Origin of the sequence: Saccharothrix ecbatanensis, from assembly GCF_014205015.1 — a bacterium.
GTDB classification, from domain to species: Bacteria; Actinomycetota; Actinomycetes; order Mycobacteriales; family Pseudonocardiaceae; genus Actinosynnema; species Actinosynnema ecbatanense.
Genome location: NZ_JACHMO010000001.1, coordinates 2,832,875 through 2,858,255, shown reverse-complemented (window position 1 = coordinate 2,858,255; position 25,381 = coordinate 2,832,875). Strand labels below are relative to the sequence as shown.

At 72.1% G+C, this 25,381-nt stretch carries 18 protein-coding genes; 9 read left to right on the top strand and 9 right to left on the bottom strand.

The window, feature by feature from the left end:
* The first annotated feature begins 173 nt into the window (after window positions 1-173).
* From F4560_RS12275 to F4560_RS12255, 5 genes are read left to right on the top strand one after another with little or no spacing between them, the layout of a single operon-like run.
* The gene (locus F4560_RS12275; protein WP_184919599.1) at window positions 174-1,034 is read left to right on the top strand and encodes a DUF4132 domain-containing protein; all 861 of its coding nucleotides are present in this window, start codon (window positions 174-176) and stop codon (window positions 1,032-1,034) included.
* Entirely contained in the window at window positions 1,034-5,890 is a 4,857-nt protein-coding gene (locus tag F4560_RS45535) for a hypothetical protein (protein ID WP_184919597.1), read from the top strand. The genes F4560_RS12275 and F4560_RS45535 overlap by 1 nt, the downstream gene beginning before the upstream one ends.
* Window positions 5,887-7,077, top strand: coding sequence for an ATP-binding protein (locus tag F4560_RS12265; RefSeq protein ID WP_184919595.1), 1,191 nt, complete (start codon window positions 5,887-5,889; stop codon window positions 7,075-7,077). Before F4560_RS45535 ends, F4560_RS12265 begins: the two co-directional genes overlap by 4 nt.
* Complete coding sequence (locus F4560_RS12260; RefSeq protein ID WP_312869225.1) at window positions 7,058-10,600, top strand: DUF5682 family protein; 3,543 nt, start codon at window positions 7,058-7,060, stop codon at window positions 10,598-10,600. Before F4560_RS12265 ends, F4560_RS12260 begins: the two co-directional genes overlap by 20 nt.
* Complete coding sequence (locus F4560_RS12255; RefSeq protein ID WP_184919593.1) at window positions 10,597-12,336, top strand: hypothetical protein; 1,740 nt, start codon at window positions 10,597-10,599, stop codon at window positions 12,334-12,336. The genes F4560_RS12260 and F4560_RS12255 overlap by 4 nt, the downstream gene beginning before the upstream one ends.
* Before the next feature lie 50 nt (window positions 12,337-12,386).
* Here the strand turns inward: F4560_RS12255 and F4560_RS12250 are convergent, their stop codons facing one another.
* From F4560_RS12250 to trpB, 3 genes are read right to left on the bottom strand one after another with little or no spacing between them, the layout of a single operon-like run.
* Window positions 12,387-13,175 carry a GntR family transcriptional regulator gene (locus tag F4560_RS12250; protein ID WP_184919591.1) on the bottom strand — a complete coding sequence of 263 codons (789 nt, stop codon included), beginning with the start codon at window positions 13,173-13,175 and terminating at the stop codon, window positions 12,387-12,389.
* A gap of 22 nt (window positions 13,176-13,197) precedes the next feature.
* The gene (trpA, locus tag F4560_RS12245) at window positions 13,198-14,004 is read right to left on the bottom strand and encodes a tryptophan synthase subunit alpha (RefSeq protein ID WP_184919589.1); all 807 of its coding nucleotides are present in this window, start codon (window positions 14,002-14,004) and stop codon (window positions 13,198-13,200) included.
* Window positions 14,001-15,218 (bottom strand): tryptophan synthase subunit beta, encoded by a 1,218-nt coding sequence (trpB, locus tag F4560_RS12240; RefSeq protein ID WP_446692407.1) that lies wholly within the window; start codon window positions 15,216-15,218, stop codon window positions 14,001-14,003. Before trpB ends, trpA begins: the two co-directional genes overlap by 4 nt.
* 264 nt (window positions 15,219-15,482) lie before the next feature.
* Between trpB and F4560_RS12235 the strand changes: the two genes are divergently transcribed.
* Window positions 15,483-16,925, top strand: coding sequence for a flavin monoamine oxidase family protein (locus F4560_RS12235; protein WP_184919587.1), 1,443 nt, complete (start codon window positions 15,483-15,485; stop codon window positions 16,923-16,925).
* A 30-nt stretch (window positions 16,926-16,955) separates the two neighbouring features.
* Here F4560_RS12235 and F4560_RS12230 read toward each other — a convergent pair whose 3' ends face one another.
* Together F4560_RS12230 and F4560_RS12225 are read right to left on the bottom strand one after the other, a co-directional pair.
* On the bottom strand, window positions 16,956-17,600 hold the full coding sequence (locus F4560_RS12230; RefSeq protein ID WP_184919585.1) for a CG0192-related protein: 645 nt from the start codon (window positions 17,598-17,600) through the stop codon (window positions 16,956-16,958).
* 44 nt (window positions 17,601-17,644) lie between these two features.
* On the bottom strand, window positions 17,645-18,475 hold the full coding sequence (locus F4560_RS12225; RefSeq protein ID WP_184919583.1) for a GbsR/MarR family transcriptional regulator: 831 nt from the start codon (window positions 18,473-18,475) through the stop codon (window positions 17,645-17,647).
* 222 nt (window positions 18,476-18,697) lie between these two features.
* Here F4560_RS12225 and F4560_RS12220 point away from each other — a divergent pair, with 222 nt between their 5' ends.
* Window positions 18,698-19,594, top strand: coding sequence for an ABC transporter ATP-binding protein (locus F4560_RS12220; RefSeq protein WP_184919581.1), 897 nt, complete (start codon window positions 18,698-18,700; stop codon window positions 19,592-19,594).
* Window positions 19,591-20,439, top strand: coding sequence for an ABC transporter permease (locus F4560_RS12215; RefSeq protein ID WP_184919579.1), 849 nt, complete (start codon window positions 19,591-19,593; stop codon window positions 20,437-20,439). The genes F4560_RS12220 and F4560_RS12215 overlap by 4 nt, the downstream gene beginning before the upstream one ends.
* 5 nt (window positions 20,440-20,444) lie before the next feature.
* Here F4560_RS12215 and F4560_RS12210 read toward each other — a convergent pair whose 3' ends face one another.
* Both F4560_RS12210 and F4560_RS12205 read right to left on the bottom strand, forming a co-directional pair.
* Window positions 20,445-21,209, bottom strand: a complete 765-nt coding sequence (locus tag F4560_RS12210) for a CPBP family intramembrane glutamic endopeptidase (protein WP_312869219.1) — start codon at window positions 21,207-21,209, stop codon at window positions 20,445-20,447.
* 30 nt (window positions 21,210-21,239) lie between these two features.
* Entirely contained in the window at window positions 21,240-21,854 is a 615-nt protein-coding gene (locus F4560_RS12205; protein ID WP_184919577.1) for a GNAT family N-acetyltransferase, read from the bottom strand.
* A 196-nt stretch (window positions 21,855-22,050) separates the two neighbouring features.
* On the opposite strand from F4560_RS12205, the gene nhaA reads away from it, so the two are divergent.
* Window positions 22,051-23,337, top strand: a complete 1,287-nt coding sequence (gene nhaA, locus F4560_RS12200) for a Na+/H+ antiporter NhaA (protein WP_184919575.1) — start codon at window positions 22,051-22,053, stop codon at window positions 23,335-23,337.
* On the opposite strand, the gene F4560_RS12195 is transcribed toward nhaA, so the two are convergent.
* Both F4560_RS12195 and F4560_RS12190 read right to left on the bottom strand, forming a co-directional pair.
* A complete protein-coding gene (locus F4560_RS12195; protein WP_221483461.1) occupies window positions 23,338-24,009 on the bottom strand; it encodes a potassium channel family protein in 672 nt (223 codons plus the stop codon). It lies immediately after the preceding gene.
* Window positions 24,002-25,357, bottom strand: a complete 1,356-nt coding sequence (locus F4560_RS12190; protein WP_376775285.1) for a TrkH family potassium uptake protein — start codon at window positions 25,355-25,357, stop codon at window positions 24,002-24,004. The genes F4560_RS12195 and F4560_RS12190 overlap by 8 nt, the downstream gene beginning before the upstream one ends.
* Between the last annotated feature and the right edge of the window lie 24 nt (window positions 25,358-25,381).

The window sequence follows — 25,381 nt, the reverse complement described above, 5'->3', positions numbered from 1 at the left end:
AAGGTTAGGGAGACGCGGGTCACAGCACACCTGAATTGGGCAAGGCTTGAGGTACGGGAACCCACTCCGGGTGGTCACGGCGAGGCGACGAACCCACCGAACTGATCGTTTTGTCGGACCCCGTCGCTAGCCTCCTGCCCCAACACCGTCAAGAACGATTCGCAGGAGGAACCGTGGGTTGGCTGGACGCCGCCGGGTACCAGGTGCGGCTCGGGGAGAACGGGCGCGTCCAGTGCCGCAACGGCAAGGGAAAGCTGCTCTCCTCGGTGCCCGCGTCGCTCAAGGACGATCCCCAGGTCGTCCAGTTGAGGCAGCTCGCCGAATGGCTGTCCCGGCACGAGGCCGAGTGCCTCGCCGCCGTCGACGGCTGGATGGTGCGCTCGCTGCCGGTGCCCGCGGCACTGATCGCGGAGGTCTGGGCGGACACCGCGTGGGCCGCCGTGCTGCGGGACCTCGTAGTGACGGCGGACGACGGCAGCGGCCCGGAGACCGGCTTCCTGCGTGACGCAGACCCGGAGCGCGGGCTCGGCGTCGTCACGCTCGACGGAGACACCCGTCGGCTGCGGCCCGAGGTGGTGGGCATCCCGCACCCCGTGCTGCTGGAGGACCTGGAGGAGCTGCGCGAGTTCGGCGCGGAGCTGGGCGTCGAGCAGAAGGTGCAGCAGCTGTTCCGGCAGACGTTCACCCGGCCCGCCGACGTGGCCGGCAAGAGGTCCGTGGACGACTACTCGGGCGGCAAGTTCGAGCAGCTCAACCACGCGCTCGCCCGCTGCCGCACGCTCGGCTACCCGGTCCGCGGCGGTGACGCGGTCTACTCCGCGTTCGAGGACGGCCGGGTGCTGGAGGCCCGCTACTGGATCGGCTCGGACTACCCCGAGAACGAGTCGTGGACCGGCGGGTTGACCTGGGCGCTGGAGGACGGAACCGCGGTGCCGCTCGCCGACGTCGGACCGGTCGCCTGGTCCGAGGGCATGCGCATGGCGTCGGCGATCCACGCCGGCCGAGTGGTCGAGGAAGCGGAGGTGGCGGCGTGATGGCCCGTAACCCGGACGTGCAGAAGTCGAACGCGCGGGAGTCGAACGCCCTCCTCTCGGCGGGCGCCGTGCTGCCCGGCACCTCCGACGTCGGCGAGGACCGCGACACCGTCACCGCCCGCCACTACCACCACCCGGCGCTCGCCGACCGCGTCGTGGTGCGGCTGGTGCCCGCCGTCCTCGGCCGCGCCGAAGACCTGGCGTGCGAATATCTCGGCTTCGACGCGCCCGCGCGAGTCGAGGACGTCGGCACCGGCCGGCGCAGCGCGCTGGGCTTCCCAGCGTGGGCGCTGGTGCACGACCCGGCCAACGCACACCACGCGCTCAACCTCGTCAAGGACATCGAGCGCCTGGCTCGCCGGGCCAAGTCGAAGGCCGGTTCGGCGAAGGACGGCTTCACCGCGCTCGGCGCCATGCTCGGCCGGTCCGCGCCGCACTTCCTGCCCACGTTCTACGAGCAGGCCGGGCGGATCTTCCTCCAGCACGGCAACACCTCCTACGCGGCGAGCATGTTCGGCAAGGCCCGTGAGGCGGAGGAGGTGCACGACCTGGCGGTCGACCCGGAACGCACCCGCGAGGTGTTCCTGGAGTTCGCGTTCGCCGGCGCGCTCACCGCCAAGGCCCTGTCCGCGCACGCCAAGGGCCTGGCCCGCAAGCACGACGCGGACGCGGCCTACGAGCTGTTCTTCACCCTGTGCGTCGAACGCACCCGCGGCGGCCTGCCCCCGTACACCGGGATGCCGGAGGACCTGCGGCGGTTGGCGAAGGCGGCCAAGCGGGACCTCCGCGCCGAGGACCTGAGGCTGCTGCGCGGTGTCCTCGACAGCTCGGCGATCAGCCGGGCGAGCGCCGGGTTCTGGAAGGCGTACCGGGACTCGCTGGTGGCGTTGGCGACGGACGACGTGGAGGTGCGCGGCCGGCTGCTGACGTTCGTGCCCGACGCGGACGGCGCGCTCGACCTGTGGCTGGACATCCTCACGAAGTGCGGCGCGACCCGTGCCCTGATCGGGCCGGACGAGGTGCGGGCCGAACCCGCCCAGTGGCTGTCGGCGGTGCTCAACGTCCGCTGCGTCGCCTGGCCGAGCCCAGGGCGTTCGGTGCGGCTGCTGGAGCTGGTGGAGGCGATGGCCGACCGGCTCGTCGCCGACGGCGTGCCGGTCGTGGCGCGGCTCTACCGGGCGCAGGGCGACCTCGACGTGCTCGACCTGTTGGTGGCGCGCGGGGTGCCGATCGCGTCCGAAGACCGCGAGAAACCGGAACTCCCCGTCACCAACTGGCTGTCCGACGACAAGCCCGGCCATCGCGACCTGACCGCGCTGGCCGCCTCCGAGCGGTTCGGCGCCGCCTTGGGCAAGGGGTTCGTCACGTACCTCAACTCCAGGTCGCGCAAGCAGAGCGCGGAAGTCGACGTGCTGGTCGCCGCGATGGCCGTGCCGGGTCTGCGCGCCGCGCTGCGCGGGTGGATCACCACGACCGCCGCCGAGGTCGCCGCCACCGGCCTGCCGAGCCTGGAAGCCCACCTGGGCAGGCTGGCCGTGGTGCGCCTGCCGGAGGCGTTCGTGGACGTGCCGGAGGCGGCCGAGTCGATCGCCGCCACCGACGTCGGCGCGGCCCTGCGCACGACGCTGCGCGCCGGCCTGCTGGACGAGCTGGGGTGGCCGGCGCTGGAGGAGGCGGTCGAGCGGCTGCGGTCCGCCGCCGTGCCCAAGAACGCCGGCGTCGAGGTGTGCGGCGAGGGCTGGCCCGCGCTCGTGCTGTGCCGAGGCGAGACGTTCGTGGTCGTCGGCCCGGACGGGGTGCTCGCCGAACACGTGTCCCGCATCCCCGCCGACGCCCGCGGCAACCGGCCCGAGCCGCGCGCGTCGTGGTTCGACGGTGTGCTGCTGGTGCGCTGGCAGGGGCCGGACGGCGAGCTGGCGTACTGGAGCGACGCGCCGGACCGCGTGTTCACCGTCGGCGAGGGCAGCCGCTACTACTCCCGGCGCGAATCGGCCACGCCGTCGATCGCGTTGCCCGGCGGAGGGCGCTTCAGAGGCGGGCGGGCCGTGCACCCCGGTGACACGGTCGTGCCGCCGGTGCAGGAAGCGCACGGTGACGGCACGACGGTCTGGATCGGGGCGTACAACCACCAGGGGTGGCGCTGGTTCGAAATCGACCCGGCCACCGGCGAGCGCGGCCGGGCCAGCCTGCCCCGGTTCGTGGAGGACTTCGCCGCCGACGGCGCTTCCCTCTCGCTCGGCGACTGCGACCTGCGGCCCGCCGTGCCGGGGACCGAGGGCAGCCCGCTCGGCGCTGCGGACGGCCTGCACGGCTGGCGGGTGCGGCGCGAAGCCGACGGCTCGTGGACCGGTGAGGGCATCGACGGCCGCCGGGTCAGGCTGTCCGGCAGTCGTCGGAGCCCGATCGGCGTGCTGCGCCTGCCCGGTGGGGCGGAGCTGACCGTGACCGGCGCCCGCGAGTCGATGGTGCTGTTCGACCCGGACGGCGTCGAGTTGGCGTCCCTGTCGGCCACCGCGAAGAACCCGGCGTACGCGGCCGGCACGCCGCTCGTGCCGGGGTTGGACTGGTGGCACCTCCTGCGTCCGCGCGACGAGGCCGGGTCCGCCGCTCTGCGCGGCGTGACCAGGGAGGCCGTGGACGCCATGCTCGCCGCCGCCTTGGCGGCTCAGGAGGAGAAGCCGCCGTCGATGCGCGCCCGGCTGGACGCGCTGGTGCGCGGGGAACGCGACGCTGTGACCACTGCCGTCACCGCCGCCCTGCCCGGCCTCACCCACCCCGCCTTGATCGCCGGCGTGGCCGACATGGTGCGCCGCGCCGCCGCCCTGCTGCGCGGCTACCGCGACTACGCCTTGATCGCCGAGGCCGCCCGGCTGGTCGAGCCCGTCCTCGCACCCACCGGACCCTCGATCACCGACAACGAGGTCGCCGCCGCGCTCGGCTGGTTCGGCAACCACTCCTCCCGCTACACGCAGGGTGAGTCGCCGACCAGGTTGCCCGAGTTGATCGCCGCACTCGCCGAGACGGCCGCGCAGGCCGAGCCGGTGGACCGGGAGCTGCCCGAGTCGGGGGTGCCGGACTGGTTCTCCGCGCTGCCGGATTTGGCCGCGCTGGCACACCGTGCCGCGTCACCGCTCACTCCCGAGGACCAGCGGGCCGCGTTGGTTTTCGTGCTGCGGGCCGTCGCGGACAGCGGCATGACCGACGCCGCCGGGCACTGGCGCACTGTCGGCGTGGTCGTGACCGGGGGCCAGACCACCCCGAAGGGGCGGGTCGTGCCGGTGCGCGACGGGTTCATCGCCCTGTTCGAGTCCCAGTGGCGCAACGAGCCCGGCAGCCGGTTCAACGGCGTGCAGTTCAGCCGCACGCCCGGCGTGTTCCACCTGCCGAAGGACTGGCGGGTCGAGAACGCCGACGAGGTGCGGACGCCGTTCCCGCGCGAGCGGATCACCCGGTTCCTCGACGTGCTCGCGGAACGCGGCCCGGCGCCGTGGTTCCCCGAGGCGGTGCCCGCGCTGGTGGAGCGCACGGGTCTGAGCAACGCCGAGGCGACCGTCCTGCTGGCCGGGATGCCCGGCGTGCTCCAGTGGGGCGCGAAGTTCCTCGACGCCGCCGAACGGCAGTTGCTCGACCTGTCCGCGGCCGGGGCGAAGGCGGCCAAGGAACGGCTGCAAGGGCTGTCGCGCTGGTACCTCCGCCGGCTGCTGGCCGCCGCGGTGCCCGCGGACCCGGCCGACCTGTGGACCCGCGGCCCCGACGTGGACGCGGTCGCCGAGGTGTGGACCGCCGCGCACGGGCAGCGGACGCCGGTGCCGGACGACGTGCTGGCGGACGCGGTGAAGTTCGTGCAGGTGCAGCGCGTCGGCGAGTACGTGACGGGCGTGCTCAACCCCGAGCTCACGTCGTGGCTCACCAAGGACGCCGAGCTGACGTTCAACGGCACCGGACTGGAGGCCCGTCACCCCGACGGGTTCGAGCGGATGGCGCTGTGGGCGGTGCCGCAGGTGTTGCTGTGGCTGGCGCACCGGCTGCCGTCCGGCTCGCCGCTGCGTGCCCGGCTGCCGGAGGCGTTGGCACTGGCCCGGCAACGGGTCGCGGACCCCGGTTTCGCCGTGGAACTCGGCCGCTGGGTCAGTCTGGACAAGGTCTGCGCGCTGCTCGACGTCGACGAGCCCACCACGACCGAGGTCTACGGGTTCCACGGCTGGCTGGAGATGGCCCGTGTCGGCGACGAGTACTGCCGCGTGGTGGCGCGTCCCGGCCTGATCGGGCCCGGCGACCACGAGGTGCTGGTCGCCGTCGCCACGATCTCGAGCGGGCACGACACGCTGCGGATGCTGGACCTGCTGGCGGACGACCGCCTCACCGCCGCATGTGCGGTGCCGGCGCCCGAGGGTGTCGACCCGGCCGCGTACCACCAGGACCCGACGGTGTCCGTGCCCGCGTTGGTGGCGGAGGCCGCCGAGCGGTTCGGGCTGCCCGAGGACGCGGCGGCGCTGTACCTGCAACTCCTGGCGCTGCCCGACCCGACGGACGCGAACGTGGCCAGGTGGACCGGGTGGAAGCCCGCCCGGCTGAAGCAAGCCCGTGCCGCGCTCGCCGGGACCGATCTGGTGCTCACCGCGAAACGCGCGCGGGCCGGGCGGTCGCTGTTCCTGCCCGGCGGGTGGCTGGCGTTGTCGACGCCGCACCTGCCGCTGGAGATGTGGAAGGCGCCGATGTTCGAGTACACCAAGGACCGGCCGGGCGCGATCGTGCCGCTGGAACCCGTCGCGGACCTGTTCGCGCGCGCGTGGCAGCGGGTTCTCGACGGCGACACCCCCGCCTACGAAGAGTTGAAGACCGGAGGACGCAGGTGACCGCATCAGCTGAGGTCGAACCCACTGGGGTCGAACCGACAGCGGCCGGCCCCAGGCAGGTCGAACCGGCCGAGGACGCCTTCCGCGAGGAGTTGGCGTTCCTGGCGGCTTTCGACAGCGGCCCCCGGCCTCCCGGATGGCGGCTCACACCGCGTGCCGTGGTGACGTTCGTGATGGGCAGTGGCGACGTTCTGGCGCTGCCCAAGGGCGTCTCGGTGGACGGCGTGCCGTCCCGGCTGCTGATCAGCCCGAAGTTCGTGGGCGAGCGCGCGCTGGTCGAACGGGCGGTGGTGACGCTCGCTGGCGAGCGTGGCCTGCTGCTGGTCGGCGAACCGGGCACGGCCAAGTCGATGCTGTCCGAGCTGCTGGCCGCCGCGGTGTCCGGCAGCAGCCAGCTCGTCGTCCAGGGCACGGCGGGCACGACCGAGGACCAGTTGCGCTACGGCTGGAACTACGCGTTGCTGCTGGCCGAGGGGCCGAGTCCGCGTGCGCTGGTGCCGTCACCGGTGTTCAACGCAATGCGTGGCGGCGGGGTGGTGCGGGTCGAAGAGGTCACCCGGTGCCTGCCGGAGGTGCAGGACGCGTTGGTGTCGATCCTGTCCGACCGGCGCATCGCCGTGCCCGAGCTGTCCGGCACGGACGCCGCGACCGTGCACGCCGCGCCCGGCTTCACCGTGATCGCCACCGCGAACCTGCGCGACCGGGGCGTGTCGGAGATGTCGGCGGCGTTGAAGCGGCGGTTCAACTTCGAGGCCGTCGGACCGATCGGCGACCTGGCGGCCGAGACGGCGTTGGTGCGACGGCAGGCGAGCGCCGCGCTGGAACGGGTCAGCGCGCCGTTCTCGGTGGACGACGTGGTGCTGGAAGTGCTGGTCACCGCGTTCCGCGACCTGCGCAACGGGGTGTCCGAGGAGGGCTGGGCGGTCGAACGGCCGTCCACCGTGATGAGCACGGCGGAGGCGGTGTCGGTGGCGACCTCGCTCGGGTTGGCCGACGCGTACTTCCCCGGCGACCGCGACCCGTTGTCGTTGCTGCCAGGGCATTTGCTCGGCGTGGTCCGCAAGGACGACCCGTCCGACGCGGTCCGGTTGCTCGGCTACTGGGACGGCGCGGTGCGACGGCGGGCCGAGTCGGGCGCGCGCACGTGGCGGCGGCTGTGGGAACTCCGTGACGTACTCGACGCCTGAACTCGCCGACGGGTTGGCAGACCCGGATCTCGCCGACGGGTTGGCCGACGCGGGTCTTGCTGACCGGTTGGCCGACTCCGACCTCGCCGACCGGCCCGTGGACCCGGGTCTTGCCGACCGGCTTGCCGACTCCGATCTCGCCGACCGGCTCGCCGGACACGAAGTGCCGCACCTGATCGGGGTGCGGCACCACTCGCCCGCGCTCGCCGGTGTGATGCCAGCCCTGCTGGAGGCGTTCGCGCCCGAGGTGTTGCTGGTCGAACTGCCGGAGGAACTGGGGGAGTGGCTGCCGTTCCTGGCCGATCCGCACCTGGTCGCGCCGGTCGCCTTGTCCGGCGCGTCCCCCGACGGCGGCCTGGCGTTCTACCCGTTCGCGGACTTCTCACCCGAGTTGGCCGCGATCCGGTGGGCGTACCGGAACGGCGTGGAAGTCCGCCCGTGCGACCTGCCGATCGCGGCGCGCGGTGACGGGCACCGAGGTGGACGGCAGGGCGCGTCACCGTTGACGGACGCGTTGCGCCGGGCCACCACCGGCCGTGACGGCGACGACCTGTGGGACCGGCTGGTGGAGGCCGCCGCGCCGGGCCAGACCGCCGAAGCGGTGCGGCGGGCGGCTTTGCTGGTCGGCTGGGCGTTGCGCCGGGACGCCGAGGACAGCGGGGTGGACCCGTTCGACCTGCGTCGCGAGGCGTGGATGCGGCGGGCGGTGCAGCGTGCGGACGGACGGCGGTGCGCGGCCGTGATCGGGTCGTTCCACGCGGCGGCGTTGCTGGACGGGTCGGTGGACGACTCGCCGGTGCCGAAGGCGGACGTCGTCACGTCGTTGGTCCCGTACGGGTTCGGGTTGCTGGACGAACGATCGGGCTATCCGGCGGGAATCCGCGATCCCGAGTGGCAGCAGGCCGTGCTGGAGGCGGCGGGTGATCCGGGCGCGGTGGAGGCCGCTGCGGCGTCGATGATCGTGCGGATCTGCGTGCGGGTGCGGGAGCTCGGGCACCCCGCCGGTCCGGGTGAGGCGCGCGAGGCGTTGCGGCTGGCAGTCGACCTTGCCCGGCTACGCGGCTTGCCCGCACCTGGACGGGGTGAGGTGGTGGAGGCGGTGCAGACCGTGCTGACCCACGCCGAGCCGTTGGGACGCGGTCGGGTCGTGGCTCGGGCCGCCGGGGACGTGCTGGTGGGGCACCGCACCGGGGTGCTCGCGCCCGGCACGCCCCGATCCGGTCTGGCTCCGGCCGTCGAGACGTTGCTCGACTCGCTTCGCCTGCCAGGTCCGGATTCTCGGGAGCCGGTGTCGTTGCGGCTGGACCCGTTGCGGTCGGCGCTGGACGCACGGCGTGAGGTGGCGTTGCGGCGGTTGAGTGTGCTCGGGGTGACGTACGCCGAGGAGACGGCGACCACGGGCGTCGGCGGCGGTGACGCGCTCACCACCCGGTGGACGGTGGCGTGGACTCCGGCGACGGCGGCGACGTTGCCGGTGGCCGGGTTGTGGGGCGCGACGCTGGAACTGGCCGCGTCCGGTCGGCTGCGCGCGCGGCGTGCCGAACGCGAGCAGCGAGGTGGTCACACCCCCGCAGCGGTGCTGGCCGACCTCGCCGACGCTGCCGCGTGCGGGTTGCCCGACCTGGTGGGCGTGGTGCTGGACGACGCGGCGACCGTCCTGCCGTCCGCCGGCACGTTGCGGGAGTTGTTGGCGGCGTTGGACTTGCTGGACCGGTTGCGTGCCGGCCACCTGCCCGGGACACCAGGTGACGTGCTCGACGCGCACCCGTTGCTCGCCCGGGAACTGGAGACGGCGGCGGTGGGCCAGCTCGACGGGCTCGCCGGGTCCGAGGACGTCGCGGACGCGCGGGCGTTGGTGGAGTTGGGGCAGCGGCACGAGGTGCACGGGCTGCGGCTCGCGGCGTGCCTGCGGCGTTTGGCCGATGAGGGCGCGCCGCTGATCGCCGGGGCTGCCGGGGCGGCGCGGGTGCTGCTGGGGCTTGCGCCGCCGGAAGCGTTGGGGGAGCGGGTGGCGTCGTGGGTGGACGGTGCCGGCACCCCCGAACGGCGGGATGTGCTGCGGCGCGGGCTGACCGGGGTGCTCGCGGCGGCGGGGCCGTTGTTGGAGACGCCGGAAACGCTGTCGCCGTTGCTGGACCGGGTGGAAGGCTTGGCGGACCGGGATTTCCTGGACCGGCTGCCCGCGTTGCGCGGGGCGTTCACGTCGGTCGGTCCGGCGGCACGGGCCCGGGTGCTGGCGGTCGTGGAGGAGCGGACCGGTGACCGGGTCGACGCGTCCGGTGCCCCCGATCCCGAGTTGCTGGCGGTCTGGCTGGCCGCCGAGCAGGCCGGGGCGGATGCCTTGCGCGCCCACGGCTTGCTGCCCGAGCGCCGTGAACGGACCGTGTCGTCCGCCGAGGCACCTGCGGTTTCGGTGACGGCTTCGGGCACGTTGCCTGCGGCAATCCGGTGGCGGTTGGTGCTGGGGGCCAGTGGTGAACGGCCTGCCGGTGTCGGCCGTTATGCCGCCGCGTTGGACGAGCTGTACGGGCGTGACCGCGGTGAGGGCGCGTCGTCCGGTGATCTCGGGGCCGACCGCTCCAGCCCGTTCCCCGACGTGCGCGAGTGGTCCGAGGAGCTGCGGGACCTGTTCGGCGACCACGTCCGGGAGGAAGTGCTGGCCGCGGCGGCGGAAGGCGGTCGGCTGGAGGCGGCGCTGGAGATCGACCCCGGCTCGGTGCGGCCTTCGGTGGAGCTGCTGCGGAACGTCCTGTCGTTGGCCGGCGGGTTGTCCGAGTCGGCGTTGGCGCGGCTGCGGCCGTTGGTGGCGCGGTTGGTGCGGGAGCTGACCGCCCAGCTGGCCAACCGGATGCGCCCGGCGTTGAGCGGCATCCAACTGCCGGTGCCGACCCGGCGTCCCGGTGGTCGGCTCGACCTGCCGCGCACACTGCGCGCCAACCTCGCCACCGCGCGCCGTGACGCGAACGGGCGGGTGGTGGTCGTGCCGGAACGCCCGGTGTTCCGCACCAGAGGACGGCGGTCGAGCGACTGGCGGTTGGTGCTGGTGGTGGACGTGTCCGGCTCGATGGAGGCCTCCACGGTGTGGTCGGCGCTCACGGCTTCGGTCTTCGCCGGGGTGCCCGCGCTGTCGACGCACTTCCTGGCGTTCTCGACGGAGGTCGTGGACCTGACCGACCGCGTTTCGGACCCGTTGTCGTTGCTGCTGGAGGTTCGGGTCGGGGGTGGCACCCACATCGCGGGAGCATTGCGTCATGCCCGTTCCCTTGTGACCGTTCCGGAGAGGACGATGGTGGTACTGGTCAGCGATTTCGAGGAGGGCGGTCCGGTCGGGCCGCTCCTCGGGCAGGTCCGGGAGCTGGTCACCTCCGGGGTGACCGTGCTCGGCTGCGCGAGCCTCGACGACCGCGGCGTCGCCCGCTACTCCACGTCGGTAGCGGGCGCGCTGGTCGCGGCCGGGATGCCGATCGCCGCGCTGAGCCCGCAGGAGTTGGCGCGCTGGGTGGGGGAGAAGGTGCGCGGATGACCGTGCCCCCGGTGTCCCCGGTGGTGGTGGCCGATGTGCTCGACGCCTTGCCGCCCCGGTTGCGGAAGCGGGTCGACGCTTCACTGGCTCGGGTCGCCGAGTGGACGGTGACCGTCGACGGCGACACGGCGCACGTCGCGCTTGATGCGGAGACCACGCTGACGTGGACGTTGCACGGCGGGGCCCTCACATCGGCCGACGACCTCGCGTGCAGCTGCTTGCTCGCGCCGAAGTGCCTGCACCGCGGCATAGCCGTCTCGGCGGCCGACATCGCCTCCGACGCCGAGGTCACCGAGGTCACCGAGGCCGCCGCCGAAGCCGACACTGAACCCGCACCCGACGCCGAACCCGCGTCCGGGAGTGAACGCGCGGCAGCGGCGGCGCTGTGGGACGCGTGCGCGACGGTACTCCGAGCCGGCGCGACGGGCAGTGGCGCGGTGGTACGGGCCGGGTTGCTGCGAGCCGTGCACACCGCACGCGTCGCGGGCCTGTACCGGGCCTCCGCGAACGGTCTGCGGATTGCCGCCGCCCTGGCCGCCGCACGTGCCGGCGACTCGTCGTTCGACCGGGAACTGCTCACCGCCGAGCTGGTCGACCTGATGCTCCTGTGCCAAGACCTGCGCACGGACACCGGTCCGGTGGCCGAACTGCGCGGCACCGCCCGGCGCGAGTACCGGCCCATCGGCTCCCTCCGCCTGTACGGCCTGTGCACCGAAGTGATCGTCAGCGGCTCGGGCTACAGCGGTGTCGTCACCCACCTGGTGGACGCCGACGGCGTGCTGTGGACCGTCCCGGCGATCATGCCCGGTGGCGCGGAACGGATCTCCGCCGCCGCGAGCGGTCCGGTGGCGATCGGCGAGTCCGGGCTCAGCCAACGGGAGTTGGGACGCGCCGGGCTGCTCCTGTCCGGCGGCACCGCCTCCCCGGACCACAGACTGGGCGCGGGCAAGGCCGTTCGCGCCGTGGCCGCGTCCGCCGCGTCCTGGACCGACCCGCCGTTGGCCGGCCTGTGGGCGCAACCGTTGCCAGACCAGGTGTCGCGCGCATTCCAGGCCGACACCCGACCCGAGGGCGACCGCCCGGCCGGCGCGGACCTGCTGTTCCTGGACGGCACCGTGCTCGGCACGGCGGGTGGCGCGTTGCGGGTGGCCACGGACACGACCGATGTCGACCTGGTCGGCGAGGGTGAGCGGGCTCGGGAGAACCTGCGGCTGTTGGCGAGCGCCGCCGGCGTGCGGCTGCGTTTCGTCGCCCGCCTGCTGCCCGACCGTCCCGGAACGGCCGTCGCGCTGGCCGTCGCCGGTGATCTGGACCTGCCCGGCAACCTCCGGCACCACGTCGACCTCGGCCTGGACCGGCTGCAACGCTCGCACGTCGCCGGAGACGGCACCCGGGAGCTGCCGCCCCGACCGGAACCGGCCGAACGCGTCCCCCGCCCGGTGCGTCCCCTGGAGAACGTGCTGCACCGGGTGGCGCTGGGCGGCCGTGCCGTGGCAGCGATCTCGTCGGCGGACCGTGACGTCGCCGCCCTGACCCGGACCGGCCTCACCACCACCGCCGACGTGCTGGCCGACTTGGCCGCCGCGTCACGTGACCGTGGCCGGGACGCGTTCGGCCGGGTGGTCCGCGACACCGGCGACGACTTCCCGTTCGCGTGGCTGCGCGCCGGCCTCCACGTCCGCGAGTTCACCCGTGCGGCCGCCCGCCAAGCCTGGTTGCCCGCCACCCACCCCTGACCCCCGCGAGTCCTCCGCTCAGGCAAGCCGTCTGACTGGAGGGCTCGCGGTCAGGTGGGGAGGTGTTCGTAGGCGAGGTTCGTGCCGGTGGCGGCGCGTTCGGCGGTGATCACGGTGTCGCCGACCAACAGTGCGCGGTCGTCCACCAGTGGGGCGCCGGTGTCGCTGCGGCTCAGGCGGCAGCTCAGCAAGGCCGGCGAACCGGGCTCGCGGTGGAGTCTCGCGGCCTGTTGCGGGGTCAACGCCACCGCCTGGATGGTCTCGCTCGCCTGCTGCACGGGCGTTCCCACGTCGGCGAGGAGGCGGTAGAGGGACTGGTGGCGCAACGGCTCGGCGCCGATCCGCGCCCCGATCTCCTCCGGCAGGTAGGACGTCTGCAACAGCAGCGGGACCGGTGTGCCGGTGGTGCGGGTGCTGCGCAGCCGTTCGACCGCGAGCACCCGACCGCCCTCCGGCACGCCGAGCCGCGTGCCCACGTCCACCGGCGGCACGACGAGCCCGGAGTCCAACACCTCGGTCTCCAGCTCGATGCCCTGCTCGACCAAGTCCTGCGCCAGGCTCCGCAACCCGGTCAACCCGTACGAGAACGACGGCCCCCGCACGAACGTCCCCACCCCGTGCCGCGTCTCCAACAGCCCGTCCGACTCCAACGCCTGGATCGCCTGGCGCACCGTCATGAGCGAGACGTCGAACTCCTCGACCAACTCGCGCTGCGCGGGCAGCGGCGCGTCCACCGGGTACCGCCCGTCCGCGATCCGGTCGGCCAGCACCCGGTAGATCGCCAGGTACTTGGGCACGCGCGTGCCGTACTCGCGGCCCGTGCGCCGCCCGTCGTCCACCGGTGGAAACTCCCGACCTCGGTCAACCCCCGGCCGAGGATAGCGCCCGCCGGAACGCGGCCACCGCGTCCACGACCTCGGCGACCGGCGCGCCGTCGACCAGCATCCGCATGAACGCCGACCCGACCACCACGCCGTCGGCGTCCGCACAGGCCTCCACCGCGTGCGCGACCGTGGAGATGCCGAATCCGGTCACCACCGGCAAGTCCGTCATCCCCTTGAGCCGCCGTGCCGTCTCACGGGCGGTCGTGGCGAGGTCGGCGCGTTCGCCGGTGATGCGCATAGAACTCATGCAGTACACGAAACCGGACGACGCCTGCGCGATCTCCCGGCACCGCTCGTCATCGCACGAGGGCGCGGCCAGCAGCACCGCCGCGACCTCGGCCTCCGACGCACGCGCCAGGTACTCCGCCGACTCCTCCAACGGCAGATCCGGCACGATCACGCCCCGCACACCGACCGCGGCCAGGTAGTCGACGAACCCGCCCACACCACGCTCGGGCGTCAACGTCATCGCCACGTTCGCGTACGTCATCACGACCAGCGGCACCCCGACATCCAGCCCCGCCAACGAGTCGAGCAACGGCCTGGGTCGTGCGCCACGACCGGTCGCCAGCGCGGCGGCCTGCTGCACGGTCGGCCCGTCCAGCATCGGGTCGGAGAACGGCAACCCGATCTCGATCGCGTCCGCCCCGGCCTCCGCCGCACCCCGGACCAGGTCGAGCCAGTCGGGCACGACACCCGCCATGACGTACGGGATCAGCAGCCGACGCCCGTCGGCTCGGGCCGCCCGCAAGTGGTGTTCCAACGTGGCCACGGCGACGCTCATCGGAGATGCTCCCTGATCTGGTGGATGTCCTTGTCACCGCGGCCGGACAACGTGACCAGCACCGTCGACCCGGCCGGCAGCTCACCGGTCGCGGCGGCGTCGACCACCCACGCCAGCGCGTGCGCGGATTCGAGCGCGGGGAGGATTCCCTCGGTCCTGGTCACCAGCTTCAACGCCCGCATCGCCTGCTCGTCGGTGACGCTCGTGTAGTGCACGCGTCCGATCGAGGCGAGGTGCACGTGTTCGGGGCCGACGCCCGGGTAGTCGAGCCCGGCCGAGATCGAGTGCGCTTCGAGGACCTGGCTGTCGTCGTCCTGGAGGAAGTGCGACATGAACCCGTGCAGCACGCCGAGCTTGCCCTTGTCCACGGCGCTGCCGCCGGCCGCTTCGACGCCGACCAGCCGGGCCGGGGTGTCCACGAACCCGGCGAACGTGCCCGCCGCGTTCGACCCGCCGCCGACGCACGCCACCACGACGTCCGGCACGGCGGTGGGCAGCCGGTCGGCGCACTGCGCGCGGGCTTCGTCACCGATGACGCGCTGGAACTCGCGCACCATCCACGGGTAGGGGTGTGGGCCCATGGTGGAGCCCACGCAGTAGTGCGCGTTCTCGGTCTCGTTCACCCACGCGCGCAGCGCGCCGTTGGTGGCTTCCTTCAACGTGCCGACGCCGTTCGCCGACGTGACGGGCACGACCTCGGCGCCGAGCAGTTCCATCCGGAAGACGTTCAGCTCCTGCCGCCGCACGTCCGTCTGTCCCATGTAGACGGTGCAGGCCAGGCCGAGCAGCGCGGCGGCGGTCGCGGTGGCCACGCCGTGCTGCCCCGCGCCGGTCTCGGCGATCAGCTTGCGCTTGCCCATCCGCTGGGCGAGAAGCGCCTGGCCGAGGACGTTGTTGATTTTGTGGGAGCCGGTGTGCGCGAGGTCTTCGCGCTTGAGCAGCACGCGCACGCCCAGCGCTTCGGACAGCCTCGCGCACTCGGTCAACGGCGTCGGCCGGCCCACGTAGGTCGCCAGCAGTCGCCGGTACTCGGTCGTGAACGCGGCATCGGACCACGCCTCGCGGAACGCCGCCTCCACCGCTTTGGCGGCGGGCATGAGTGCTTCCGGCAGGTACCGCCCGCCGAACCTTCCGAACCGACCGGCGGCGTCGGGTGCGCGCATCGCGTCGGTGCTGACTTCTGTGGCTGACACATCTAGAACTCTAGAACTCATCGTCGCGTAGGGCAAGTCAAGGCGAGCAGGACGACCTGCCCGCGACCATGGCGATGCGGGACGGTGCGGTGGCATGACCGGCCGCGGTCCGGGCCGGATATTCGGCGCGAAAATGCGGGCACATTCGGTAATTTTCACATCACCCCATCGGGGCGTTGGCCGCCGGTTCTCGGGCCGAGTACGGTCGGATATCGAGGATGGCCACCTCCCGGTGTCGAAACTCCGCGGATGATCGCGGAATGGATGGGCGTGAGGTGGATTCCGATGGGGCTCGACGTTCTCGATCTGCTCAAGGAAGGCTTGCCGGAGAGTTCCGCGCCGCGGCGGAGGATCGTGGTGGTCGGCGCGGGAATGGCCGGATTGACGGCGGCCATGCTGTTGAAACAAGCAGGTCACGAGGTGGTCATCCTCGAAGGTCAGAACCGGTTGGGCGGGCGCATCCTCACCTACCGCGGTTTCGCGGGTGACATGTACGGCGAGTTCGGCGCGATGCGGTTCCCGCAGCAGCACCCGTTGGTCCGGTGGCTGATCGAGGAGAAGTTCGAGCTGCCCATCAGACCGTTTCCGATGTACGACGAGGACACGTTCGTGTACCTCCAGGGAAAGGGCGTCCGCCGGCGGGATTTCAGCGCCGACCAGTTCAGTTTCGCCATGTCGCCCCGAGAGATCGACAAAACCCCGCACGAACTGCTGCGTGCCACCGTGCAGCCGCTCGTGGACATCATGGAGGAGGGTGACGACGCGAAGGCGTGGCACCGGCTGCTGACCGACTACGACCGGTACACGCTGCTCGGGTACCTCAAGGAACGCGGCCTCAGCGACGGCGCGCTGGCGATGCTCGGACCGCTGTTCAACCTGGAGGGCCGGTACCACTTCTCGCTGGTCGAGTGGTTCTCGCACTACTACGAGGACGTGTTCGGCCGACTGGACTACATCGCGGCCGGGGCGGATTCGCTGCCCCGGGCGTTCGAGCCGTTCCTGATGGACGACATCAGGCTGGGGGCGCTAGTGCACGCCGTCGACCAGACCGACAGCGAGGTGCGCGTCCACTTCAGGGCCGGCCGCCGGACCCAGACGATCGTCGCGGACGAGTGCATCGTGACGGTGCCGTTCGCGAGCCTGCGGCACATGGAGATCGAAGGGCTCGACCCGGACAAGTGGTACGCCATCCGCAACACCTACTACGGCCGGGCGCACAAGCTGTTCATGCAGTTCAGCGAACGGTGGTGGGAGACCGCGTACGGCATCACGCACGGCCTCACGGTGACCGACCTGGCGATCCGCAACGTCGTCTACCCGCCGGCGGGCCAGGACACCCGGTTCCGCAAGGGCGTGATGATCGCGTCGTACTGCTGGGAGCAGGACTCCATGCCGTACACGCCGTTGGCGGGGGACGAGTGCGTCGCGCAGGCGTTGGAGGACCTGGCCAAGATCCACCCCGAGGCGCGGGACACGTTCGAGTTCGGCGTGTACAAGGACTGGGCGCTCGACTGGTTCGCGTGCGGCATCGGCCCGTTGTTCCGCGCGTTCGAGATGAGCGAGGCGTTCTACGAGGACGTGATCCGGCCGGTGAACCGGGTCTGGTTCGCCAATGACGCCTGCGACCGCCGGCACCGGCGGTGGGTGGAGGGCGCGCTCAAGGCCGCGGTGAAAAACGCCTACGCGATCCACGAGGGACTGCGCGACGAGATGCCCTGGAAGGACTGAACCCGACCGGCCGGCTTCAGTGAAACGTCGTCAGCGAAGTGTCGCGGATGCCAACGGCACCGGCGTCTCCTGACCGGGCCACGTGCCGGTCAGGACCGCGCCGGTGAGCACGGCGTCGGTCGGTACGGCGTCGGCCCCGAGCCTGCGGACGACGGCCAACTCGACGGTGTTCGTCACGATCAGCGTCGGGTCGCCTTGGACCACGTTTTCGATCGCGCCCACGGCGGGCACCTCCGCGCCTCGCGGAGCGCTGCTCACGATGGTCATGTCGACGTCGCGGCGGACGAGCCGGCCCTCGACCTCCACCATCAGCTCGGCCTGACCGGTGTTCCCGAGGACCGCGCCCGCCAGCGCCGCGGCGTACACCGGGTCGCCGACCGCGTCGTACACCCAGCGCTTGCCCAGCACCGAGTGCTCAGTGGTCCTGAGCAGCCACTCGTCGGCGCCGTCCAGGGGCGCGTCGCGGTAGGTGAGGGGCACCTGGTGAACCGGTCCGTCGCCGACCCGGACCAGCAGCGTCTCGATCCCGACCGCACCGGCCGGGTCGTCGAAGCGGTAGGCCGCCACCCGCGTCGGCTCACCGGCCGGTGCGGTGTACCAGCTCCGGCTGGGCAGCCACTCGGCCAGAAGTTCGAGCTTCGTGGGGTGGATGGTCGCTTGGTGGATCAGGGCCATGCGCTCATCGTAGCGGCGTGATCAGGATGGGCTGCCCGCGTCGTTCACGGTCGGTCGCGCAGAAGCTGTTCGGCGTTCTTCAACGCCTCGGCGACGCGCTCCGCCGGCCAGTCCACTGCGGCGGCGAGCTGATCCACGGCGTCCGGGGTGACGGCGCGGACGAGGGCGGCGAGGACGGTCACCACGTCGCCGGTGGTGGTGGCTACGCCGGACATGTCGTCGCTGAGCTGCGCGAAGAACCGCCGCATTTGGTCGAGCCGGGCGCCTGCGGGCGTGGCGGCGTCGAGCACTTCGACACCCCGCCGTGACACGTCCGCCAGCATCGCGTTCGTCCGGGCGCTCGTCAGCCACGTCCGCAGCCACACGTCGTCATCGATGAAGTACCGCTCCCGTCGACGGCCGTCACGTTCACGGCGGACCAGGTCCAGCCCTTCGAGGTAGCCCACGGCCTTCGACACCGACGCGGGACTGACCCGCAGCCGGCCGACCAGCTCGGCGACGGTCAGCGCGCCGGAGTCGGTGGTGACCAGGCTCGCCAGCACCCGTGCCGCCATCCGGGGCAGGCCGGTCTGCACCATGAGCGCGGCGAACTCGTCCGCGAAGGCCAGCACCGCCGCCGGGTCACGGCCGTCCGCACCGACGACGTCCGGAACGTCGTGCGGCACGGCCGTCCTGCGTCGGATGGCCCGTCGTCGGGTGGCCCGGTGGGCACGGTCGGCGCGGTAGTCGCGCGGGCCGCCGTTACGGGTCACCTCCCGGCTGACGGTCGATGTCGGCCGGCCCAGCCGTCGTGCGATCTCGGCGTACCCGAGCCCTCCGGTCAGGCCCGAGGCGATGTCGCGGCGGTCCTCGTCGGTCAGCCTGCCTCCCGGCATCGGAAGTCCCCCTGCTCGTCGGTCCCTCCAGTGTGCATTCACGATCAGGACATTGCAACGAGCCAGCACGGATCATTGCGTTAACCGGCAATCTCATTGCAATGATTCAAACTCTCCAGCCAGCTCAGATGCCTCAGCAGCGGTTCTCCAGCGTTGAGACAGGCAAAAACGCAACGTAGCCTTCGCGGCCTGCTGAAGATCAACCGACGAGGAGGAGGGCAAATGGCGAGCGAGCAAGTGGTGCTCGACGTCGAAGGCCTGCGCATGCGCTACGGGACGACGGACGTGCTGCACGACGTCACGTTCCAGGCCTGCCACGGTGAGGTGCTGGCCCTGCTCGGCCCGAACGGCGCGGGCAAGACCACGACCATCGAGATCCTGGAAGGCTTCCGGATGCGGTCAGCCGGCCGGGTCTCGGTGCTCGGCGTCGACCCGGCGCACGCCGACGAACGGTGGCGCGCACGCGTCGGCGTGGTCCTGCAATCGTGGCGCGACCACGGCAAGTGGCGGGTTCGTGAACTGCTCGCGCACCTCGGCACCTACTACACCTGTTACGCCACCGACGACGTCACCCGGCCGTGGGACGTGGACGATCTGGTCAAGGCGGTCGGCCTGACCGCGCAGGCGGACAAGAAGATCAGGACGCTGTCCGGCGGGCAGCGGCGCAGGCTGGACGTCGCCGTGGGCATTGTCGGCCGACCCGAGCTGCTGTTCCTCGACGAGCCGACCACCGGGTTCGACCCCGTCGCCCGGCGCGAGTTCCACGAGCTCGTGCACCGGCTCGCGGAGCAGGACGAGACCACGATCCTGCTCACCACGCACGACTTGGACGAGGCGGAGAAGCTCGCCGACCGCATCGTCATCCTGGACGGCGGCCGGATCGTCGCGGACGGCACGGCGGACGAGTTGGCGGAGCGGATCGCGGGGGAGGACGAGGTCCGCTGGACCCACGCCGGGCAGCGGCACGTGCGGTCGGTGAAGGAGTCCACCAGGTTCGTGCACGACCTGTTCCGCCGGCACGGCGACGAGATCACCGACCTGGCGGTCCGGCAGGCCTCACTGGAGGACAGCTACCTCTCGCTGGTGCGCCGCGTCGAGTCGGCGGAGGTGACCCGATGAACCCCACGGCGACGGCGTTGCGCTCGGGTTGGCAGCGGGGACTGATCGAACTGCGGCAGTCGCTGACCAACGGCGCGGACCTGTGGAACCACGCGTTCTGGCCGGTGCTGATGCTCGTGGTCACGTACTTCCTGCGGGACGTGTCGTTCGGGCAGAGCGGGTTCTCCGTCGGAGCGCTCGCACTGCCCAGCATCCTCGGCATGAACGCCGCGATGGCGATGGTCGCCATGAGCCAACTCCTCACCGCCGAACGCGAGGACGGCACGCTGCTGCGGGCGAAGGCGACACCGAACGGGATGCTCGGCTACCTGGTCGGCAAGATCGTGTCCGTGGCCGGCGGTCTGATCGTGGACCTGGCCCTCTTCCTGATCCCCGGCATGTTCCTCGTGTCGGGTCTGGTGACCGGCAGCCTCGACTCGTGGCTCACGCTGGCGTGGGTGCTGGCACTCGGCATGGTCGCCGCCCTGCCCATCGGCGCGGTGCTCGGCTCGGTGTTCTCCAGCACGCGCGGCCAAGGGCTGCTGATGCTGCCGATCCTCGGCCTGATCGCGATCTCCGGCATCTTCTACCCGATCACGTCCCTGCCGGTGTGGTCGCAGTGGATCGCCCAGGTCTTCCCGGTCTACTGGCTCGGCCTCGGCATGCGGTCGGCGCTCCTGCCCGACTCCGCGGTCGTGGTGGAGATCGGCGAATCGTGGCGGCACCTGGAAACCGTGGGCGTGCTCGTGGCGTGGGCCGTCGTCGGCCTGGTGCTGGCGCCGATCGTGCTGCGCCGGATGGCCCGCCGCGAATCGGGGTCGAGCGTGGCGCAGCGCCGGGAGAAGTCCCTTCGACGAATCGGGTAGCCGACCTAAGGCAGGGCGCCGGTGGTGGCGAGGAGGAGCGCGACGGCGGGGAGGAAGTTGTTCACCTGGTGCGCGACGATGCCCGCGAGCAGGTTGCCGGTGTACAGCCGGGCCAGGCCGATCGGGATCGACAGCACCAGGAGCAACGGCGTGCGCAGCAGTTCGAGGTGCGCGAAGGAGAACAGCAGGCTGGTCACCGCGAACACGACCCAGCGGTTGAGGCCCCAGTGTTCGAGCGCACGCCACAGCACGCCCCGGAACAGCACCTCCTCGCCGATCGGCGCCAGCAGCCACACGGCGAGGAACGTGACGACGGCCGCCACCGGTCCCAGCTCGCGCCCGGAGAACACGTCGCCGACCGCCGAGTTCGCCCGCTCGGCGCCCACCCACGCCGCCCACAACGCCGCCGCGGGCAGCGTGAGCAACAGCCCACCCACCCCGAACGCCAGCCCCATCCCGATGTCCCGCCCGTTCCAGCGGACCGCCAACTCACGCGCCGCGCGCCCGGCCCGCGGCCCGCCACCCCAACGGGCCACGCCGAGGAAGGCCACGGTCGCGCCCAGCGCCGTCGGCAGGATGAGCACCGCGAGCAGGCCGCCGTCCGACATCAGGGCCGGATCCGGCGTGCCGAACGCCAGCAGCACGAGCACCGACGTGGCCAGCATCGCCAGCTGCCCGGCGAGGAACACGGCCACCAGGGTCAGCCCGTTCCGCAGACCCCCGGCCGCGACGACACCGGACGGCCGCGGCTGGCTTTCGTCATCGGTCACAACCGTGGATAACCCCTGGCGACCGTCCGGTCAACTCGAACCGCCGCTCCACGTCGACGTCGTTCGCGCGGACAACGCGTGCAGGCGCCACCGCTGTTCGCCGTCGTCGCGGAACTCGCCGGAGGCACGCATGCCGATGCGCCGCGCGACCGCCTCACTGGCCGGGTGGTCGGGCGCGATGTGGGCGTGCACGGCCCGCGCGCCACGTCCGACCAGCCAACCGACCACGGCGGCTGCGGACTCGGTGGCGTAGCCGTACCCCTGGAACGGTACCCCGACGACCCACGCCACCTCGGCGACCAGCCCGTTCACGCCGACCGCCGTGGTCGCCTGCACGGTGCCGACCGCGACGTCGTCCGCCTCCCGAAGCACGGTCCAGTTCAGCCAGCCCTCATGTCCGTCGTCGGACCACGGCCGTTCCCACCGCCGGTACCGCGCCGTCAGGTCGGCCACGGTCGGCGGCGCACCGCCGGTGATCGAGTACAGCGCAGGATCACCCAACACCGCCGCCATCTCCTCGGCGTGCCCGACCCGCACCGGCTCGATCCGCAACCGCGCTGTGCGGACCACCGCGTCCTCGGGCCAACGGCCCGGTATCGCGTCACCGGTGACCGGCCGTGCGTCCTCGGGCGATGGTGTGCTCATCCGGTGATCCCCTTGGACGTCGCTCCGACCGTGGTGACACTCTCCTTCACCCACCCGTCCGAGAGGAAGCCGTTTTCGCGGGGATTCACAGTGTTCATGAACGGCAGGTAGGGTTGCCACACGTTGCCACCGCACGTGGCATGGTGTGCCGGGAAGCCTGGTCGGCGTCTGTTCTCGACGACGCCAGGAGCCGCCCGTGCACCCGAACTCCACACGCCTGTTCAGCCGCGGTTCGTGGCCGGAAGCCAAGCGGATCGGCGACGTCCTCCGGCTGGAGACCGTCGGCGGGGTCCTCATGCTCGTCCTGGCGGTGGTCGGCCTCGTCTGGGCGAACTCGCCCTGGGCGGGCGCCTACACGTCGTTCGGCGCGGTCGAGTTCGGGCCGGAGTCCCTGCACCTGAGGTTGAGCCTGGTCGAGTGGGCCTCCGACGGCCTGCTGGCGGTGTTCTTCTTCGTCGCCGGGCTGGAGCTGAAACGCGAGTTCGTCGCCGGTGACCTCCGGGACGTGCGACGGGCCGCGGTGCCGGTCGCCGCGGCGATCAGCGGTGTGGTCGTGCCCGCGTTGATCTACGTGCTGGTCAACGCGACGAACCCGGCCGCGCTCAACGGGTGGGCCATCCCGACCGCCACGGACATCGCGTTCGCGCTCGCCGTGCTGGCGGTGATCGGCCGGTGCCTGCCGGCGGCGCTGCGCACGTTCCTGCTCACCCTCGCCGTGGTGGACGACCTGATCGCGATCGTGCTGATCGCCGTCTTCTACACCGACGACCTGTCGCCGGTGCCGTTGGCGCTGGTCCTGGTGCCGCTGGGGCTGTTCGCCGTGCTGGTGCAGCGCCGGGTGCGGTCGTGGTGGGTGTTGCTGCCGCTGGCCGCGCTGGCGTGGGGGCTGATGCACGCGTCCGGTGTGCACGCCACCGTCGCCGGGGTCCTGCTCGCGTTCGTCGTGCCCGTGGTCCGGCGCACGGGGGAGGGGCCTGGCCTGGCCGAGCACTTCGAGCACCGGTTCCGTCCGCTGTCCGCCGGTTTCGCCGTGCCGGTGTTCGCCTTCTTCGCCGCCGGCGTGTCCTTCGGCGGGGTGAGCGGCCTGCTCTCCGCCGCCACGGAGGGCGTCACGCTGGGCATCGTGCTGGCCCTGCTGCTGGGCAAGACCATCGGCATCACCGCGGGCACCTGGCTGGTGTCCCGGTTCACCAGGGCGGATCTCGACAGTGACCTGGCGTGGGTGGACGTGCTCGGCCTCGCCATCCTCGGTGGCATCGGGTTCACGGTGTCGCTGCTGGTCAGCGAACTGTCGTTCGAGGCGGGCTCGGCCGAGTACGACCAGGCCAAGGTCGGCGTGCTCCTCGGGTCCCTGCTGGCGGTGCTGGTGGCGACGGTCATCCTGCGCGCACGCAACCGGGTGTACCGGCGCATCCACGAGGAGGAGACACGCGACGAGAACCAGGACGGCATCCCGGACGTCCACCAGCGCGACGGGGTGTGATCAGGTGAGGTCGGCGAAGAGCTCCACCTGGTTGGTGCGGCCGGCCACGATGAGGATGTCGCCCTCCTGCACGACGGTGTCGGCGGCGGCGTAGGTGAAGTCGTGGCCGGGGCGTTTGATCGCCACCACCGTGACGCCGTGCAGGCTGCGCAGCCTGCTCTGGCCCAGCGGCACGCCGACGGCCTGAGCCGGCGCGACGGTCTTGACCATCGCGTAGTCGTCCTCGAACTCGATGTAGTCCAGCATCCGGCCGGTGACCAGGTGGGCGACGCGTTCACCCATGTCGTGCTCGGGCAGCACGACGTGGTGCGCGCCGATCCGGCCCAGGATGCGGCCGTGCTGGCGGCTGGTCGCCTTCGCCCAGATGTTGGGGATCCCGAAGTCGGCCAGCAGGGCCGTGGTCAGGATGCTGGCTTCCAGATCGGTGCCGATGGCCACCACGGCCCGCTGGAAATCGGGCACGCCGAGTTGGCGCAGCGCGGTCTCGTCGGTGGTGTCGGCCACGGCGGCGTGCGTGAGGTCGTCCGCGTAGCGCTGCACGATCGCGGGCCGGGAGTCGATGCCCAGGACCTGCGAGCCGTGCGCGACGAGTTCCTGGGCCAGGGAACCGCCGAAGCGGCCCAGGCCGATGACCACGACGCGGGCGGGACGGGGTGCGGTGCGGTCAGCCAACGATCGGTCGCTCCTCAGGTAGTTCGTAGCGGCGCGCCCGCTCGCGCAGGGCGAGCGCGGCGGCCAGGGTGATCGGGCCGAGTCGGCCGAGGAACATCAGGACCACCAGCAGGAGCTGGCCGCCGGCCGGGATGGACGCGGTGATGCCGGTGGACAGGCCGACGGTGCCGAACGCGGAGATCGCCTCGAACAGCACCGCGTCCAGCGGGAAACCGGTGATCAGCAGCAGCACGAAGGTCGAGGCGGCCACCGCGCCGACGCCGAGCAGCGCCACCGTGAGCGCCTGGCGCTGGATGTCGGCGGACAGCCGCCGGCCCAGCACGTGCACGCTCGGCTCACCGCGGATCTCGGCGGCGATCACGAACGCCAGCAACGCGAACGTGGTCACCTTGATCCCGCCCGCGGTGCCCGCGCTGCCGCCGCCGATGAACATCAGGAAGTCCGTGACCAGCAACGACGCCGGTGACATCTGGGCGACGTCGAGCGAGTTGAACCCGGCGGTGCGCGGGTTGACCCCGTGGAACGCACCGACCAGCAGCTTCCCGGGCACGCCCAACGGCCCCAGCGTGGCCGGGTTGGCCCACTCGATGGCGGTGATGGCGACGACGCCGAACGCGGTCAGCGCGGCGTAGGTGAACAGGGTGATGCGGGCGTGCAGCGTCCAGCGGCCCAGCCGGCCGCGCAGCCGGCGGCCGATCTCGAACAGCACCGGGAACCCCAGCCCGCCCACGGTGATCGCGACCATCATCGGCACGGTGATCCACGGATCGGTCGCGTACCGGATCATGCTGTCGGCGTAGAGGGCGAAGCCCGCGTTGTTGAACGCCGAGACGCCGTGGAACACCCCTTCGTACACCGCGCGTCCCCACGGCATGTCGTAGCGGGCGGCGAACCGCGCGGTCAGCACGACCGCGATCACCGCCTCGACCGCCAGGCTGACCGCGATGACACGCAGCACGACCCCGCGCACCTCGCCCAGCCCGAGCGATTTCGTCTCGGTCTGCGTGGTCAGTTGCAGCCGCAGCCCCAGCCGGCGGGCGACCAGCAGCCCGAGCAGCGAGGCCAGCGTCATGATCCCCAGCCCGCCGGCCTGGATCAGCGTGAGCACCACGATCTCGCCGAACGTCGACCAGTGCGTGGCGGTGTCCACCACGACCAGCCCGGTCACGCACACCGCCGAGGTGGCGGTGAACAGGGCCGTCACGACACCCGCGGACGTGCCGTTCTCGGTCGCGACGGGCAGTGCCAGCAGCAGCGTGCCGAGCAGCACCGCGCCGCCGAACCCGAGCACGACCAGCCGCGAAGGGCTGCCGATCCCGGCCGTCACCCGAGGACGCGTTGCCCTCACGCTCACTCCCCCGGACGATCAACA